This window comes from Methylobacterium sp. Leaf88, from assembly GCF_001422795.1.
Classification (GTDB): domain Bacteria; phylum Pseudomonadota; class Alphaproteobacteria; order Rhizobiales; family Beijerinckiaceae; genus Methylobacterium.
Genome location: NZ_LMMK01000051.1, coordinates 63,340 through 77,403, shown reverse-complemented (window position 1 = coordinate 77,403; position 14,064 = coordinate 63,340). Strand labels below are relative to the sequence as shown.

Sequence of the window (14,064 nt, the reverse complement as noted above, 5' to 3'; positions counted from 1 at the left end):
GAGTTGGTTCTGGACGCTTTGGAGATGGCCGTGACACAGCGCAGGCCCCGCGACGTGATCCATCACTCGGACCAAGGATCGCAGTACACGTCGCTGGCCTTCGGCAGCCGCTGCCAAGAGGCGGGCGTGCGACCCTCGATGGGTTCGGTCGGCGACGCCTACGACAACGCCATGGCCGAGAGCTTCTTCTCGACCCTCGAATGCGAGTTGCTCGCCCGCCGCCGCTTCCGTTCGCAGGCCGAGGCACGAATGGCCTGCTTCAGCTACATCGAGGGCTTCTATAACCCGCTGCGCCGGCACTCGGCGCTCGGATACCGCTCGCCCGTCGTATACGAGCAGGAGACCCGGCCGCACCCGTCACCTGAGACCCGGCTCAGCCAAGCCCCCTAACCGTCCACAGAAACGGGGCAATCCCAGTGAGACGCGTTATTAGGCACCGCTACCTGATTTGGCTCGTCTTGATCGATCCCGTTATCACCGGCTCGCCCAGGGCAGCGGCGAAAGGATTTAGGCCTTTCTGGTCAACCACGTTGGCCGAGTAGAGAGACCCCACCGCGAGCAGGCCAATCGCCAGCGCAGCTTTCAGAACCGTCCAGAGTCGGCCGAAGGCGAAGAGCATTGTGCGTTCCTGAGGTTGTCACTCAGCCTGCAGCGCTTTGGTTAGAGCGACCTTAATGTTGCCGGCTTACCGCTTGCATGAAGCGCCACACAGTCTCGCAAGCGGACCAGCCCGAACACGATGATCAAATCTGCCCGCGTTCTTGCTTGGATGCTGCTCGCCGCCCTGGTCTTCGTGACCGTCTGCCCGATCGAGTACCGGCCGCATCCACCAGGCTTCCCTGTCACGGTTGAGCGGCTGGGCGCCTTCGCCCTCATCGGGTTCCTCTTTGCGGTTGGCTACCCTCGGTACCGCTGGCAGGTTGGCATGCTGATCGTCATCGCGGCCGGCGCCCTAGAGGCATCCCAGATGCTCGATCCCTCTCGGCATGGCCGCGTGGCTGATTTCGCCGTGAAGGCGGTCGGGGCAATCATCGGGGTTGTTGGGGCATTGGTCTTTAGCCGCCTCTCGTCGCGCCCGACTGGAGCCTGCGCCTAGAGCGGTGCCCGACCGGCTTACATCGACCGGGGTTTCGAAGGGAGCGCAGATGTGATTCGATGCGCGGCTTTCTGAGGAGGGGCGCCGGATACCCTCAGCTCTGTCAGCTGATCCGCGTGCTCACGACGCCAGATCCGCTGAACCCGGTCCTTGCCCAACCTGCCACCCCGCTGCCTGCAGCAGCGCGGTGATGCAGCGGTAGCCATCCCAAGGACAGGTGCTCCCGCAGCAGCGGGTTGTCGAGCAGGTAGATCTGGCCGACCAAGAGGTAGTTTTCTGCCCGCTGGTAGGCATCGATGACAGCGAGACCTGTTGGTCCCAGCGGTCCGGGCACGAAGCCGGGGAGGAACGGCTTTCCTCCGTGATCCTGGATATCGGCAGGCTTCGGGTCGCTCGCGACAGGCATTTCGGCTTCCCGGGCATCACGGGACAATCCTGCGCCCCATGCGATATTACAGAGGAAAGCGGATCGAGTGCCGAAGCATCCAGAGACGGTCACTCGGTCCACGACTTTGGAAACCAGTTCCCATGAAAGCCTGGCGGGATCCGATGCCCCAGGTGCACCGCGGCGACGGGCGCCGCCTCGAATGCGCGCGCGTCGAGGATGACGAAGTCGGTCGTGTCACTCACTGTGTCGACGACGAGCCCAACGAGCCAGCCCTCCTCTTCTTCAGCCTCGGGCCTCGCAGGCACGAACACGAACTCGCCCGGGACACTGTCGGGGCCGAACTCGTGAACGCGCCGCTCCCGTGTCTCCAGATCGTGCTTGTAGAGTTGCGTCGCGCCCACGAGCTGAGTGTTGCCGTCGGCGGGGACCGAGCCCGTATAGACGTATCGGTGGTGCTGCCCAAAGCGACGCTCGTCGATCCGGGGGAACTCCTGCGCCGCGGAATCGATCACCCGGCGGTCGACCCGCCCCGTCGTGGGGTGGGCTGTCCAGCGCTCCAGCCGCCCCGGTGCATCGAGGCCACCACCTGCCGAGGCAAACACCCTCTCGTAGGTGACGACGTCGAGGATCACCCGCCCATCAGCGTTGTCGTAGGCATTGGCGACGTGGAAAACGAAGCACGGCTCGACCGCGCACCAGATGATGTCGGCGGCCGTGCCATACCGCGGGAGCAGGCCGACGCGGGCGCGGTGGGCCGGGTTCCAGCGGAACGGGAAGCGGTGTCCTGCCAGCACCGCCCGCATCGAGAAGGTGACGGGCAGGTCTAGCACGACGACGAAGCGGGTCGTGATCGCGCAATCGTGGATGCAGGGGCCGTGTTCGACCGGAATTGAGACGTCCCGCACAACGCGACCGGCGGGCGAGATAACGACGTGGCGCACGCTGTCCCAGACGCGGCCGTCATAGGCGATGGCATGTGTTTCACCGGTCGCCGGATCGCGATGCGGATGCCCCGTGAAGGAACCGGCGAGGGTGCCGTCGAACGTATCGTAGCGCTGCGTCTCCAAGTCCTCGGATAAAAAGACGGGAAAGCTGCCGGCTTCGACCACGGCAAAAGCGCGGCCGCCGATCGCGACGACGTTGGTGTTGACGGTGTCGTCGCCGCGGCGCGGTCCCGGGGCAGCGGGCCGGCCGAGCGCTGCGGAAGCTGCATGCGAGCCGATCCAACGGTTACGGTACCACATGGCCTTTCCGTCCTCAATGCGGAGACCGTGCACCATGCCGTCGCCCAGGAACCAATCGTGGCCGCGCGTCGTCGGGCGGGCGGGGTTGGCGCCCATCTTCAGGTATCGGCCCTCGAGCCCCGCCGGGATCGTCCCGGTCACGGGCAAATCCCGCAGGGTCAATTCCTCGCGCATCGGCGCGTGGACACCGACCACGAAGGGGTGCTGCGTCCTCGGAAGGCGCAATCGATTGCAGGCCGCCACCAGCGCGACAAGGCCCTCGGCGGCGGCACGCAGGCTGGACTCCATCAAGTTCGGCATCGGGGGCTGGCTCGGGGTGATCGAAGGAAAAGCAAGAGCCCGGGTGATGGAGGCGCTCGCGTTTCCGGATAAGAATGCCACCTCTGGTCGCCGGGGAAGACTGGGCGATTTTGTCGATGAAGCATCTAACCACGTCTGGCCACGCGACGGGAGTGGATCGCTGTGTCTATGGCGTAGTCAGCCAAGCGCTCGGACGCCTCCAGCCGCCGGATGAAGGGCTGCTTTCGGGTTTGCTATCGACCAACTTCTACGGCGTAGTTGGGTCGTAAGCAGCTATTCGAACGGTCAAGCTGATTAGGTTCAGACCATAACCCCGGCACGCGGGTACGAGCTGGGATCGCTCCGGACGCCGCCGATCTCTTAGTGCCCCCTGACAGCCTGGAAACAGTCACGTGGTCGCCGGAGGGAGCCCTGTATCGCGTGGTGGGCGACCCGGAGGCGGAACAGCATCACCGAGGACGAATGCCGCCGCCGGGAGGCACTGGCGAGCGCCGTATTCAGGGCATGCGGGTTGGACCTGATGGCCTTCAACGATGCAGCTCGCCGCCCAGACGTGGTTGTCCCGGTGCTTTGCGACCGTTGGGATCGAACTGGTTTCGGAGAACTGGGCAGCTGAAAAAGACTGCACCCCCAGTGCACCCCACAGCGAATAACCTGGGGTGCAGGGTTAGCGGCCATTCCCGCTAACATACTGAGATTGTTTGGTTAGTTTGGTGGGTGCACAAGGGTTCGAACCTTGGACCCGCTGATTAAGAGTCAGCTGCTCTACCAACTGAGCTATGCACCCAACGCCTTGCGGCGATCGCTGCGGCCCACCAAGTCCGCTGCGACGAGGGGGCTGATAGCAAACGCCCCGGGGGGTGTCCACCCCCGGGGCGTTATTTTCTCGGCTAAACCGCGGCCGGGCTCTGGGCATGCAGGCGCTCCGCCCAGGCTTCGAGCTTATTGAGGGCCGAGAGGTAGGCACGGGCCGAAGCGACGAGGGTGTCGGGGTCGGCGCCGCGGGCGGTCACACTGCGCTCGCCGCTCTTGAGGCGCACCGAGACCTCGGCCTGGGCATCCGTGCCCTCGGTGACCGCGTGGACCTGATAGAGTTCGAGGTCGGCCTGATGCGGCACGAGAGCCTGAATCGCGTTGAACACGGCGTCGACCGGGCCGTTTCCGACGGCCTCCTCGGTGACCATCCGGCCTGCGATATCGAGCTTCAGGGTCGCCCGCTGCGGGCCGCGGGTGCCCGCGATCACCGACAGGGAGACGAGGCGGATCCGGTCATGCGCCGTGGCGAGGTTCTCGTCGACCAGGGCCTCGATGTCCTCGTCGTAGACGTGCTTCTTGCGGTCGGCCAACGCCTTGAAGCGCTCGAATACGTCCTGCATCTGGTTGTCGCTCAGCACGAGGCCGAGTTCGTCCAGCTTCGCGCGGAAGGCGGCCCGGCCCGAATGCTTGCCCATGACGAGCGAGGTCTTGGCAACGCCGACCGAGGCCGGAGTCATGATCTCGTAGGTCTCCGTGTGCTTGAGCATGCCGTCCTGGTGGATGCCGCTCTCGTGCGCGAAGGCGTTCCGACCGACAATCGCCTTGTTGTACTGCACGGGAAAGTTCGTCGCATGGCTAACGAGCTTCGAGGCGCGGGTGAGCATCGTGGTCTCGATGCCGGTCTCAAAGGGCATGACGTCGCCGCGGGTACGGATCGCCATGACGATCTCCTCCAAAGCAGCGTTGCCGGCCCGCTCGCCGATGCCGTTGATGGTGCACTCCACCTGCCGCGCGCCGCCCTCGATGCCAGCCAGGGAATTGGCGATGGCGAGACCCAGATCGTCGTGGCAATGCACCGAGAAGATCGCTTTGTCGGCGTTCGGCACCCGGTTCCGGACGTCCTGGAACATCCGGCGGTACTCGTCCGGTGTGGCGTAGCCCACGGTGTCGGGCAGGTTGATGGTGGTGGCGCCCGAACGGATCGCCGCCTCGACGCAGCGGCAGAGATAGTCGATCGGCGTGCGGGTGGCGTCCATGGCCGACCATTCCACGTCCTCGACGAGGTCGCGGGCCTGGGACACCGTCTTCAGGATGATCTCCACCACCTCATCCTCGGACTTGCGCATCTGGTGCGCGAGGTGGATCGGCGAGGTCGACACGAAGGTGTGGATACGGCCGCGCCTGGCCTGGCGCACCGCCTCGCCGGCCCGGGCGATGTCGGCGGGAATCGCGCGGGCGAGACCCGCGACGGTGGCGCGCTTGACGCGCCGGGCGATCTCGGAGACCGCCGCGAAATCGCCGTTCGACGCGATGGGGAAACCCGCCTCAATGATGTCGACGCCCATGGTGTCGAGGAGTTCGGCGACCGCGAGCTTCTCGTCGAGGGTCATGGTGGCACCGGGGCACTGCTCGCCGTCGCGCAGGGTGGTGTCGAAGATGAGAACGCGGTCCTTCGCGCGGGCTTCGGGCGCCGGAGTCGGGGAGGTCGTCATGCTGGGTATCCTGTCGGAACGCGGTCCAGAACCGGGGACGCGGCATCGGGAAATCGAGGGGTCCGGGCAAGCGCCGGTGGACGGGCGCCGACCTTCGCAAACTGCACTCCCCTGAGAGCCCAGGCGCACGCGCCCGGACGGCCCTCAGGGGCGGATAAGGAGGAGCAGGGCGGCGAGAGACGCGCGCGACCGGACGGCCGCGAAGGCGGCGTCGGTCATGCTGCGCGTGGAGCCGGCGCTGGCCAAGGCTCGTCTCTCCCGAGAGGCAAGGGCGCACCGCGGCGGCGCGCGAACGCTTGCGAAGGCGGTTTACCTAGCCGCTGAGGGCCCGCTTGACAAGTTTCAGCGCCGCGCCCGCCAGCGATGCGCGCGACCGCCGGACAGTGAGGAATTCGGTCTCAGAGCCCAGTTCCCCACAAGGTCTCGATGGAATTCGCAATCGTTTCGGCCGGATGCATTGCCGTGCGGTCTGCTCCGCCTAGCTTCGCTGGTGGATCGAATACGATTCGGCGGCGAAATCAGTCCGTCCACGCAAGAAAAAATCTGGAAGGAATCCCCATCATGTCGCGGATGCTGTCGCGCACCCTGGCCCTGCCTGCCCTCGCCCTGATCGCCGGAGCGGCGCCGGCGCTGGCGCTGGATGCTGCCAAGACCATCGATGTCGCCGCCCCTCCCGCCAAGGTCTGGGCGACGATCGGCGATTTCTGCGGCATCGGTCAGTGGCATCCGGCCATCGAGAAATGCGTGCTGTCGCAGGACGGCGGCAAGGCTTTGCGAACCCTGAGCCTGAAGGGTGGCGGCACCATCGTCGAGTTGCAGACCAAGCGCGACGACAAGGCCATGAGCTACACCTATGCCATCGTTTCCGGTCCGTTGCCGGTGAGCGACTATTCCTCGACCCTCTCGGTGATGCCCAAGGGCTCGGGCTCGACCGTGAACTGGACCGGCAGCTTCAAGGCGAAGGGCGCGCCGGATGCGGTGGCAATCGATGCGATCTCCGGCATCTACGATTCCGGCCTGAAGGCTATCGCCGACAAGTCCAAGTAAGCGGATCGAAGTAAGCGGACCAAGACCGAGGGCGGCTCACCCGAGGCCGCCCTCGCCTGCAGGTTCATTCGGACCCGCGCCCGATTGACCAGCCAGAGCACTCGGCGCAAAACCGGCCCGGATCAAGCTGTGCCGTGTCCCGGCACGGGTACCGTCAGGAGCCGCCGTGTCCCGGGTCAGCCTCGCCGTCGCCGTCCTTCTCTCCGCCGCCCTGCTCGGCGCCTGCAAGCCGACCGCCTCGGCGCCCCCCGCGGTCGCCGTCGCCGCAGCCCCCGTGGTCGCCGCGCCCCTGCCACAGGGCACCGGCTGCGGCCCGTCCATCGCCCGCACCCAGGCGGTGGTCGAGAGCGATGTCGCTACCGGCAACCTCAACCCGCCCGTCGGCGAGCGCTTCGGGGCCGACCTGCGCCACGCCGCCGATGCCTGCGCGGGCGGCCGCGAGCGTGAGGCCCTCAGTCTGCTCGGCGCCGCCAAGGCACGCTACGGCTACCGCTGAGCGCCCGCGAAGGCGTCGGTGAGATAGGCGCGCACGAAGCCGGGCATCCGAGCGGCGTCGAGGTCGTCCAGCCCGCGCGCGATGGCGAAGCCGGCGAGTTCTGGCGCGGCCTCGCTTTGGCGGTGTGCCTCCATCCGGCCATGCAGCACCTCGGCCGTTTCCGCAAAGCGGACCGGGAGCAGGAAGGCGTGCTGGCTCTGGCCCGAGACCAAAACCCACGCCTCCGGCGCATCGGCCGGAAGGGCAAGACCCGTTTCCTCCAGGAACTCCCGCCCGGCGCTGCCGGCGAGATCGACGCGACCGCCCTCGCGGGTGTCGGTTCGATCCGGGGTTCCGCAGGCGAAGTAAATCTGCCCGGCATTGGCTGTGTGTCCGCCCATGATGCCCAAGAGGGCCGCGCCGTCGGCGCTCCACGGCACCACCGCCGCGAAGGCGTTGGTCACCGCCGGATCCGGGGAGCCGGCCAGGCGGAAGGCGAGGAACTGAGAATACGCGACCTCGAACAGGTCGATCACGCAGGTCGATCCATCGATGCGGCAGTCGCGGGCAAGGAGCACCCGTCCGTCGAACAGGTCCGGCCGCTCGGTGCGTCGCCGCGCCCAGGTCTCGGCGATCGCCCCGGCATGGTCGCGGGCCCAGGACCAGTCGGAAGGGACCAGCCGGGCCTCGATGTGCCGGAGCGGCGTCAGCGTGAAACCGTCAGACAAGCAGGGTGCCCTCACTCACCAGCACCGCCGCCCCGCTGATCTCCACGGAGCGCAGGGCACCGGCCTCGATGACGAGCTGGACCCCGATCGTACTCGGTCGGCCCATGGCGACGCCTTGGCGTAGGACGATGTCGTGCTCCCCGTCGCCCAGGGGCTCGAACTGCATCATCACTCCGGCGAAGGCCGCTGCGGCCGAGCCGGTGGCCGGGTCTTCCGGCACGCCGAGATGGGGCGCGAACATCCGGGCCTGATAGCGGTGGCCGACCTCTTCGGGGTTGAGGGTGTAGCAGTAGAGCGCGGCCGGAGTGCCGAGATCATCGAGGGCTGCCGGCACGACGCGAGCCCGGTCGAGGGCCGCTCGGCTGGCGAGGGGCACGAACAGGAAGGAAGGGCCGGTCCGGTGCCGGCTCGGGACGTGGCGGGCGAAGCCGATCTCACCCGGCTCCAGGCCCAGGGCGGCCGCGACCAGGTTCGTCTCGGGTCCCTCCCCCAGATATTCCGGGAGCCCCGGCATCTTGAAGCGCCCGGTACCGCGCCCCTCCCCGGGCTCGACCACGCAGGCCAGGGTTCCGAGGGGGGCCTCGAGCCCGAAGGCCATCGCGTCGGTGAGCCCCGCCCGCTGGTCGCGCAGGGCAAGGAGGATGGCGGTGCCGAGGGTGGGGTGCCCGGCGAAGGGCAGTTCCGACGTGGGCGTGAAGATGCGCATCCGGGCGCGGTGCCGGGGTGTCTCGGGCGGGAGAACGAACACCGTCTCGGACAGATTGAACTCGGCGGCCAGGGCCTGCATCGCGGCGGTGTCGAGGTCCTCGGCATCGAGCACGACGGCCAGGGGATTGCCGGTCAGCGCCGTGTCGGTGAACACGTCGAGGGTCACGAAGCGGCGGGGCATGGCGGGGTCTCCAGGCTCTCTGAGAATCAACCTTAGACGGTGTGCACCGGAAACGTCTCGCTCGGCGTGACGAACTCGTCCTGCGCCGCCACCGTGAGGATCTCGCGTGAGCCCGCCTCGGCCGTGCGGCGCAGGAGACCATAGACCGAGGCGCCGGCCATACCCAGGGCCAGCGCGGCCGAGCACGTCCGGGCGTAGTGCACCAGGAACAGAGCCGCGATGGCGTCGCCCGCGCCATTCACGTCGAGGTGAAGGCGCGGCGTGCGCAGGCGCCAGAAATGGCCGCCCTCCCCCGCCAGAAGGTCGATGGCGTCGTCCGGCGTATCGTCGGTGACCAGCGAGGTGACGAGGACAACGCGGGGTCCCAGCGCCTGAACCGAGGCCACCGCGCGCTTGGCCTCCGCGAGGGTGCCGGTCGGCAGGCCCGAGAGGTGGTTCAGCTCGAACTGGTTCGGGGTGACGATGTCGGCCGCGGGCACCGCCTGCTCGCGCATGAATTCGGGGATGCCGGGCCGTACGTAGATGCCGCGGTCGGTGTCGCCCATCACGGGGTCGCAGGCGTAGAGGGCCTGTGGGTTCAGCGCCCGCACCGAGGCCACGGCCCGCACGATGGCGGTCCCGATATCGGCCGAACCCATGTAGCCCGAGAGGACTCCGTCGCAGGTTCCGAGCACACCCCGCTCGGCAATGCCGGCGACGAGGTCCTCGATCGCCGGGCCATCGAACACCCGGCCGCGCCAGGCGCCGTAGCCGGTGTGGTTGGAGAACTGCACCGTATGGATCGGCCAAACCTCGACGCCGAGGCGTTGCATCGGAAACACCGCCGAGGCGTTGCCCACGTGTCCGAAGGCAACGTGGGACTGGATCGAGAGGATGTTCATGCCGGAATCTCCCGAAATCCCGCGGCCGAGGAGTTGTGGCGCCAGCCCTTAACCCGGTTTTCCTTCCCAACGCACCCCTGCCGGCGCCCCCTGCGCTTGCCCCGATCCGCGCCCTCGGTCACAGGAAGGCGCCGAACCTCAAGCGAGCCCCATGGACTTCGATTCAATCCGCACCAGCACCCTCGCCTTCGTGGAGGCGAACCAGGGCTGGACGCCGCTGATCGTCGGCGTGCTCGCGTTCTGCGAGTCCCTGGCCTTTCTCTCGCTGCTGGTGCCCGCCACCTTCCTGCTCCTCGGCATCGGAGCGCTGATGGGCTCGGTCGGTATCCCGTTCTGGCCGGTGATGCTCGCCGGTGCGCTCGGGGCCGCTCTCGGCGACTGGGTCTCCTACGAGTTCGGGCACTATTACAAGGACGGCGCCAAGCAGATGTGGCCGATGCGGCGCTATCCCGCCATCGTCGCCCGCGCCGAGGAGTTCTGCCGCAAATGGGGAGCCGGCGGCATCCTGATCGGGCGGTTCATCGGGCCGGCGCGGGCCGTGGTGCCCCTGGTCGCAGGGGTATTCGGTGTGAAGCGCCTGCCGTTCCAGATCGCCAACGTCACCTCGGCCCTGGCCTGGGCCTTCCTCATGCTGGCGCCGGGGGCCGGCCTCCTCGGCTACCTGAAGGGCTGAGGCGCCGTGCGCCGGTTTCCGCCCGAGCGCATCGTCTGTCTGACGGAGGAGACCGTCGAGACGCTCTACCTCCTCGGCCAGGAAGACCGCATCGTCGGGGTCTCGGGCTACGCGGTCCGCCCGGCCCGGGTCCGGCGGGAGAAGCCTCGGGTCTCGGCCTTCACCAGCGCCGACCTGCCCAAGATCCTGGCCCTCGCTCCCGATCTCGTCCTGGCCTTCTCCGATCTGCAGGCCGAGATCGTCGCCGACCTTGCCCGGGCCGGCATCGCCGTGCACCTCTTCAACCAGCGCGACCTGGCCGGCTGCCTGGCGATGATCCGCACCGTGGGCGCCCTGACCGGCGTGTCGGCCGAGGCCGAGACCCTGGCGACGCGGTTGGCAGACCGCATCGCGGCCGCCGCCGCGGAAAGCGTCGGCCGGCCGCGTCCACGCGTCTACTTCGAAGAATGGGATGCCCCGATGATCTCCGGCATCGGATGGGTCTCGGACCTCATCGCGGCGGCGGGCGGCGACGACGTCTTCCCCGAACTCAGCCGGCAGGCGGCGGCCCGGGACCGAATCGTGAGCCCGGAGGCGGTGATCGCGGCCCGGCCCGACGTGATCCTCGCCTCATGGTGCGGCAAGCGTGTGAACCGCGCGCACATCCGCGCCCGCCCGGGATGGGACGCGATTCCGGCGGTGGCCTCCGGACGCATCCACGAGATCAAGTCGCCGCTGATCCTCCAGCCGGGCCCTGCCGCCCTCACGGACGGTTTCGACGCGATCCGCGCCGCCCTCCGGGACGTAGGCTGAGCGGTTTCACGCGGCCGACAGCGGATCGGCCTCGCGCCGGCGCGCGCTGGGAGCCGGTCCCGACGGGGCTGCGAGCCAGGCTTGGCGCCGGGCGATCAGATGGCGCAGACGGGCCGCCCGCTTCTCCCGGCGCTCGCAGCCGTCGCCGCAGGCGGTGTCGGGACAATCGGCGGCCCCTCCGTCGAACAGGCTCACCAGGGCGAGCACGAAGCCGATCAGCACCACCACCGCCAGGACGACGACGGGCCAGGCCAGCCCCAGCCCGACCAGCACGGCGATGCCGAGCTTGAGCGCCAGGGAGCCCGCCAGCTTCAGCTTGATGAGCGTCGCCAGGGTCGCGCCGGCGCCCAGGGCACCGCGCGCCGCTCTCAGCAAGCCCACCCGCAGGCGTCGCCGGGCGGCCAGCGCCTCGAGGCGATCGAGTTCGCGCGCCACCCGCGCCGTCTCGGCGTCCCGGTCTTCGTTCTTCGGCAGACCTGCCTCCTCCGCACCCGATCCACCGCGAGCGGTGCCATGGTCCGGGCCCGTGCTCCAGCCCGACCGGCGCAACGGGGTCGCAGGTGACAAGCCGCGCGGCGGCTGATTTCCTGGGGCCAGTCCCGATTCGGGACGTCGTTCCGAAGCATCAGAGCCGTATGTCAGCAGCCCTCGCGTCCGTGATCCTTCCGCCCGACCGGCGTCAGTCGGCCACCGCGCTCCAGGTCCAGCGCGGCGTCCGGCGTCTGTTCGCCGAGCTCGGTCACGTCACCATTCCGGAATTCTCCCTGGCGAACGGCCGCCGCGCCGACGTCATCGCCCTCTGCCCGGCCGGGCGCCTGACGATCGTGGAGATCAAGTCCAGCGTCGCCGACTTCCGGGCCGACCGGAAATGGCCGGATTATCGGGACTACTGCGACCGCTTCTATTTCGCGATCCCCGAGACGCTCTCCACCACCCTGACCCCGGAGGACGCCGGCCTCATCGTCGCCGATGCCTTCGGCGCCGCGATCCTGCGCGACCCGGCGGACCATTCCCTCAGCGGTCCCCGGCGCAAGGCCGTGACCCTGCGCTTCGCCCATAGCGCCGCGCGCCTGCTGCACGCTCTGGCCGATCCCGGCGCCATCCGCGAAGGCGCCCTCTGAGGCACGGCGAATCGCCGCCGATGCACGGGCGGCCCGGCGTGGTAAGGAACCACGCGCCACTCATCGATTGCCAACTGCATGCGCCTGCCCTCCCGTCGCCGTCCACACGACGGCGATCCCGCCATCCTGCGACGGCTCCAGGCCGCCTCGGGCCGTCGGTCCCTGCTGCTCTACCTCGTCATCGTCCTGGTGCTCGTGGCCACCGCCCAGGGCTACGACGGCTCGGCCCATTCCACCCATCACTGGATCGGCCTCGGGGTCTACGCGATCTTCTCCCTCGGCCTCGGGATCGCCGATTGGCGCGCCTCGCAGCGGGACGGCGGGGCGGAGCCCGGCATGGAGTGGCTGGCCTGGACAGCGACCCTGCTGAACGCCGGCGTGGCCCTGTTCCTCATCGTCGAGCACATCCTGCTCGGTGCGGTGGAAACAGAGGAGACGGCCACCGCGGTGAGCCGCCTGCCAGCATTCCTGCTCCTGCTCCAGACCGGACTTAGCATGCGGGTCTGGCACACCGTCGTATTCTCGGGTCTGGTGAGTCTCGCCTGGGGCGGCACCATCCTCCTCGCCTATCTCGCGCCCGAGAGCGCCCTTCTCGGTCCGCACGTGACCCTGGAAGAGGAGGTGCCCGGCCTGCTCACCTTCCTCGCCGCGAGCCTCGTGGTGATCGATGGGGTGCGCCGCCTGCAGATGGCAGTGACGACGGCTTTGCGGATGGAGCAGGAGCGGACGAGTCTCGCGCGCTTCGTGCCGCGCCGGGTGGCGGGAGAGCTTGCCCAGAGCGGCGGCGGCGTCGGTGCGGTTCAGTCCCGTCACGCCTGCCTGTTCGGCCTCGACCTGCGCGGCTTCTCGGCCTTCTCGCGCGACCAGACCCAGGAGGAGGTGGTGCGCGCCCTGCTCGACGTCCGCGCCCTGACCCACGTGGCGGTGAGCGAGCACGGCGGCATCGTCGATAAATATGTCGGCGACGGCGTCCTGGCGCAGTTCATCGTCGGGCGTCCGCAGGCCCAGGCCGAGGCAGTGCTGGCATGCGCCCGGACCATCGTCGCGCGTCTCGCCGCGCTGAACGAGGATCGCCGGCGGGAGGAGCGCCCGGAGCTGCGCATCACCATGGCGCTGCATGCCGGCGAGGTGCTGGTGGGGGTCTTCGACGACGGGCACCGGGCCGAGTTCACGGTGCTGGGCACGGCGATGAACCGACTCGCCAGGATCGAGGCCCGGGCCAAGACCGCCGACCTGACCCTGGCGGCCTCGGACGAGGTGATCCGCCTCCTCGGGCCGGCTACCCGGACATCGCTCTGGCTCTCCGGCATGCCCTCGTCGGAGTGCCGAGACACCCGCGACATGCTGCTGTTCGCGGTGGGCTGGGCCGAGGACACCGCGGCGGATGCCGCGGCGAAGGAGCATCCGTTCGCCTCCGTCGCGTGAGCCAAGACGGTCAGCCCGAGAACGAGCCGAACCCCTCGAACCCGACACGCTGGCGCGCCGCCTCGTCGGCCTTGGGCCGCTCGAGGAGAGCCGGATCGATCTCGGAGGCCGGGGTCTCCGGTCGGGTGGTCCGGGGCGGCGGACGGTCGTCCGGGACGGAGGGCCAGATCGGACGGTCCGGCTTCACTGTCTGGGTCATCGGAACACTCCTGGCATGCGCTGACGAGCGATTACGAAATACAATATACCAGAATTAGCGCAAGGCTATCCGTGTTCCCTCCGAACCGGGGAAGATCCGGTGCGTCGCCCGAGCCCGCTCAGCCCTCGGCCTTGTCCGCCCGGCCGGTCTTCAACACCGCGCGTGAGGGCGGTGGCGTGGTCTTTCCGCGCGGCGTCGCCCGTCCGCCCCTGTGGAGTCAGGGGCGGGGTGTCGCGGGCGCCCGCCTCCGCGGCCTCGGTGCCGGGCCGATCCAGAGGGTCTCCGGGCGCGTCCTTGACCTGCCCGGTGACGGTGTCCCGTGGACCGGTGGCCAGACC

Annotated in this window: 17 protein-coding genes and 1 tRNA gene; 8 read left to right on the top strand and 10 right to left on the bottom strand. The window is 68.7% G+C overall.

The window, feature by feature from the left end; all coding sequences use genetic code 11:
* Window positions 1-390 (top strand): integrase core domain-containing protein (locus tag ASF20_RS20075; RefSeq protein WP_156648144.1); only part of this gene is annotated, 390 nt, incomplete at its 5' end.
* A gap of 49 nt (window positions 391-439) precedes the next feature.
* On the opposite strand, the gene ASF20_RS20070 is transcribed toward ASF20_RS20075, so the two are convergent.
* On the bottom strand, window positions 440-619 hold the full coding sequence (locus ASF20_RS20070; protein ID WP_056221424.1) for a hypothetical protein: 180 nt from the start codon (window positions 617-619) through the stop codon (window positions 440-442).
* A 120-nt stretch (window positions 620-739) separates the two neighbouring features.
* On the opposite strand from ASF20_RS20070, the gene ASF20_RS20065 reads away from it, so the two are divergent.
* Window positions 740-1,096: a hypothetical protein gene (locus ASF20_RS20065; protein ID WP_056221421.1), complete on the top strand. Its 357-nt coding sequence runs from the start codon at window positions 740-742 to the stop codon at window positions 1,094-1,096.
* Between the two features lie 103 nt (window positions 1,097-1,199).
* Here the strand turns inward: ASF20_RS20065 and ASF20_RS23635 are convergent, their stop codons facing one another.
* From ASF20_RS23635 to ASF20_RS20050, 4 genes are all read right to left on the bottom strand, one after another.
* Window positions 1,200-1,502 carry a hypothetical protein gene (locus ASF20_RS23635; RefSeq protein ID WP_082501467.1) on the bottom strand — a complete coding sequence of 101 codons (303 nt, stop codon included), beginning with the start codon at window positions 1,500-1,502 and terminating at the stop codon, window positions 1,200-1,202.
* A gap of 89 nt (window positions 1,503-1,591) precedes the next feature.
* The gene (locus ASF20_RS20060; RefSeq protein ID WP_056277300.1) at window positions 1,592-3,028 is read right to left on the bottom strand and encodes a carotenoid oxygenase family protein; all 1,437 of its coding nucleotides are present in this window, start codon (window positions 3,026-3,028) and stop codon (window positions 1,592-1,594) included.
* A gap of 711 nt (window positions 3,029-3,739) precedes the next feature.
* Window positions 3,740-3,815, bottom strand: a tRNA-Lys gene (locus tag ASF20_RS20055).
* Between the two features lie 103 nt (window positions 3,816-3,918).
* A complete protein-coding gene (locus tag ASF20_RS20050; protein ID WP_056277297.1) occupies window positions 3,919-5,496 on the bottom strand; it encodes a 2-isopropylmalate synthase in 1,578 nt (525 codons plus the stop codon).
* 570 nt (window positions 5,497-6,066) lie between these two features.
* Between ASF20_RS20050 and ASF20_RS20045 the strand changes: the two genes are divergently transcribed.
* Together ASF20_RS20045 and ASF20_RS20040 are read left to right on the top strand one after the other, a co-directional pair.
* Entirely contained in the window at window positions 6,067-6,543 is a 477-nt protein-coding gene (locus ASF20_RS20045; RefSeq protein ID WP_244476510.1) for an SRPBCC family protein, read from the top strand.
* Window positions 6,544-6,709: 166 nt separating this feature from the next.
* On the top strand, window positions 6,710-7,039 hold the full coding sequence (locus ASF20_RS20040) for a hypothetical protein (protein ID WP_056213371.1): 330 nt from the start codon (window positions 6,710-6,712) through the stop codon (window positions 7,037-7,039).
* Here the strand turns inward: ASF20_RS20040 and ASF20_RS20035 are convergent.
* Genes ASF20_RS20035 through pdxY form a run of 3 tightly spaced genes read right to left on the bottom strand, consistent with a single transcriptional unit; the run spans window position 7,030 to window position 9,516 of the window.
* A complete protein-coding gene (locus ASF20_RS20035; protein ID WP_056277291.1) occupies window positions 7,030-7,746 on the bottom strand; it encodes a hypothetical protein in 717 nt (238 codons plus the stop codon). The two genes, ASF20_RS20040 and ASF20_RS20035, sit on opposite strands and share 10 nt — an antisense overlap.
* Window positions 7,739-8,635 (bottom strand): PhzF family phenazine biosynthesis protein, encoded by an 897-nt coding sequence (locus ASF20_RS20030; protein ID WP_056277289.1) that lies wholly within the window; start codon window positions 8,633-8,635, stop codon window positions 7,739-7,741. The genes ASF20_RS20035 and ASF20_RS20030 overlap by 8 nt, the downstream gene beginning before the upstream one ends.
* Before the next feature lie 32 nt (window positions 8,636-8,667).
* Window positions 8,668-9,516 (bottom strand): pyridoxal kinase PdxY, encoded by an 849-nt coding sequence (pdxY, locus tag ASF20_RS20025; protein WP_056277285.1) that lies wholly within the window; start codon window positions 9,514-9,516, stop codon window positions 8,668-8,670.
* 151 nt (window positions 9,517-9,667) lie between these two features.
* Here pdxY and ASF20_RS20020 point away from each other — a divergent pair, with 151 nt between their 5' ends.
* Window positions 9,668-10,189 (top strand): DedA family protein, encoded by a 522-nt coding sequence (locus tag ASF20_RS20020; protein ID WP_056213362.1) that lies wholly within the window; start codon window positions 9,668-9,670, stop codon window positions 10,187-10,189.
* Window positions 10,190-10,195: 6 nt separating this feature from the next.
* A complete protein-coding gene (locus ASF20_RS20015) occupies window positions 10,196-10,981 on the top strand; it encodes a cobalamin-binding protein (RefSeq protein WP_056277282.1) in 786 nt (261 codons plus the stop codon).
* A 6-nt stretch (window positions 10,982-10,987) separates the two neighbouring features.
* On the opposite strand, the gene ASF20_RS20010 is transcribed toward ASF20_RS20015, so the two are convergent.
* Window positions 10,988-11,416 carry a hypothetical protein gene (locus ASF20_RS20010; protein WP_244472556.1) on the bottom strand — a complete coding sequence of 143 codons (429 nt, stop codon included), beginning with the start codon at window positions 11,414-11,416 and terminating at the stop codon, window positions 10,988-10,990.
* Between the two features lie 200 nt (window positions 11,417-11,616).
* On the opposite strand from ASF20_RS20010, the gene ASF20_RS20005 reads away from it, so the two are divergent.
* Both ASF20_RS20005 and ASF20_RS20000 read left to right on the top strand, forming a co-directional pair.
* Entirely contained in the window at window positions 11,617-12,102 is a 486-nt protein-coding gene (locus tag ASF20_RS20005) for an MmcB family DNA repair protein (protein ID WP_056213359.1), read from the top strand.
* Between the two features lie 78 nt (window positions 12,103-12,180).
* Complete coding sequence (locus ASF20_RS20000) at window positions 12,181-13,527, top strand: adenylate/guanylate cyclase domain-containing protein (protein WP_082501466.1); 1,347 nt, start codon at window positions 12,181-12,183, stop codon at window positions 13,525-13,527.
* 10 nt (window positions 13,528-13,537) lie between these two features.
* On the opposite strand, the gene ASF20_RS19995 is transcribed toward ASF20_RS20000, so the two are convergent.
* On the bottom strand, window positions 13,538-13,726 hold the full coding sequence (locus ASF20_RS19995) for a hypothetical protein (RefSeq protein WP_056277279.1): 189 nt from the start codon (window positions 13,724-13,726) through the stop codon (window positions 13,538-13,540).
* Window positions 13,727-14,064: the final 338 nt, after the last annotated feature.

Bases quoted from the DNA above. Each gene is read 5' to 3' on its own strand.
- ASF20_RS23635 (WP_082501467.1), bottom strand. From the start codon at position 1,502: ATGCCTGTCGCGAGCGACCCGAAGCCTGCCGATATCCAGGATCACGGA.
- ASF20_RS20000 (WP_082501466.1), top strand. From the start codon at position 12,181: ATGCGCCTGCCCTCCCGTCGCCGTCCACACGACGGCGATCCCGCCATC.
- ASF20_RS20065 (WP_056221421.1), top strand. From the start codon at position 740: ATGATCAAATCTGCCCGCGTTCTTGCTTGGATGCTGCTCGCCGCCCTG.
- ASF20_RS20060 (WP_056277300.1), bottom strand. From the start codon at position 3,028: ATGCCGAACTTGATGGAGTCCAGCCTGCGTGCCGCCGCCGAGGGCCTT.
- ASF20_RS20070 (WP_056221424.1), bottom strand. From the start codon at position 619: ATGCTCTTCGCCTTCGGCCGACTCTGGACGGTTCTGAAAGCTGCGCTG.
- ASF20_RS20050 (WP_056277297.1), bottom strand. From the start codon at position 5,496: ATGACGACCTCCCCGACTCCGGCGCCCGAAGCCCGCGCGAAGGACCGC.
- ASF20_RS20045 (WP_244476510.1), top strand. From the start codon at position 6,067: ATGCTGTCGCGCACCCTGGCCCTGCCTGCCCTCGCCCTGATCGCCGGA.
- ASF20_RS20020 (WP_056213362.1), top strand. From the start codon at position 9,668: ATGGACTTCGATTCAATCCGCACCAGCACCCTCGCCTTCGTGGAGGCG.
- ASF20_RS19995 (WP_056277279.1), bottom strand. From the start codon at position 13,726: ATGACCCAGACAGTGAAGCCGGACCGTCCGATCTGGCCCTCCGTCCCG.
- pdxY (WP_056277285.1), bottom strand. From the start codon at position 9,516: ATGAACATCCTCTCGATCCAGTCCCACGTTGCCTTCGGACACGTGGGC.
- ASF20_RS20005 (WP_056213359.1), top strand. From the start codon at position 11,617: ATGTCAGCAGCCCTCGCGTCCGTGATCCTTCCGCCCGACCGGCGTCAG.
- ASF20_RS20030 (WP_056277289.1), bottom strand. From the start codon at position 8,635: ATGCCCCGCCGCTTCGTGACCCTCGACGTGTTCACCGACACGGCGCTG.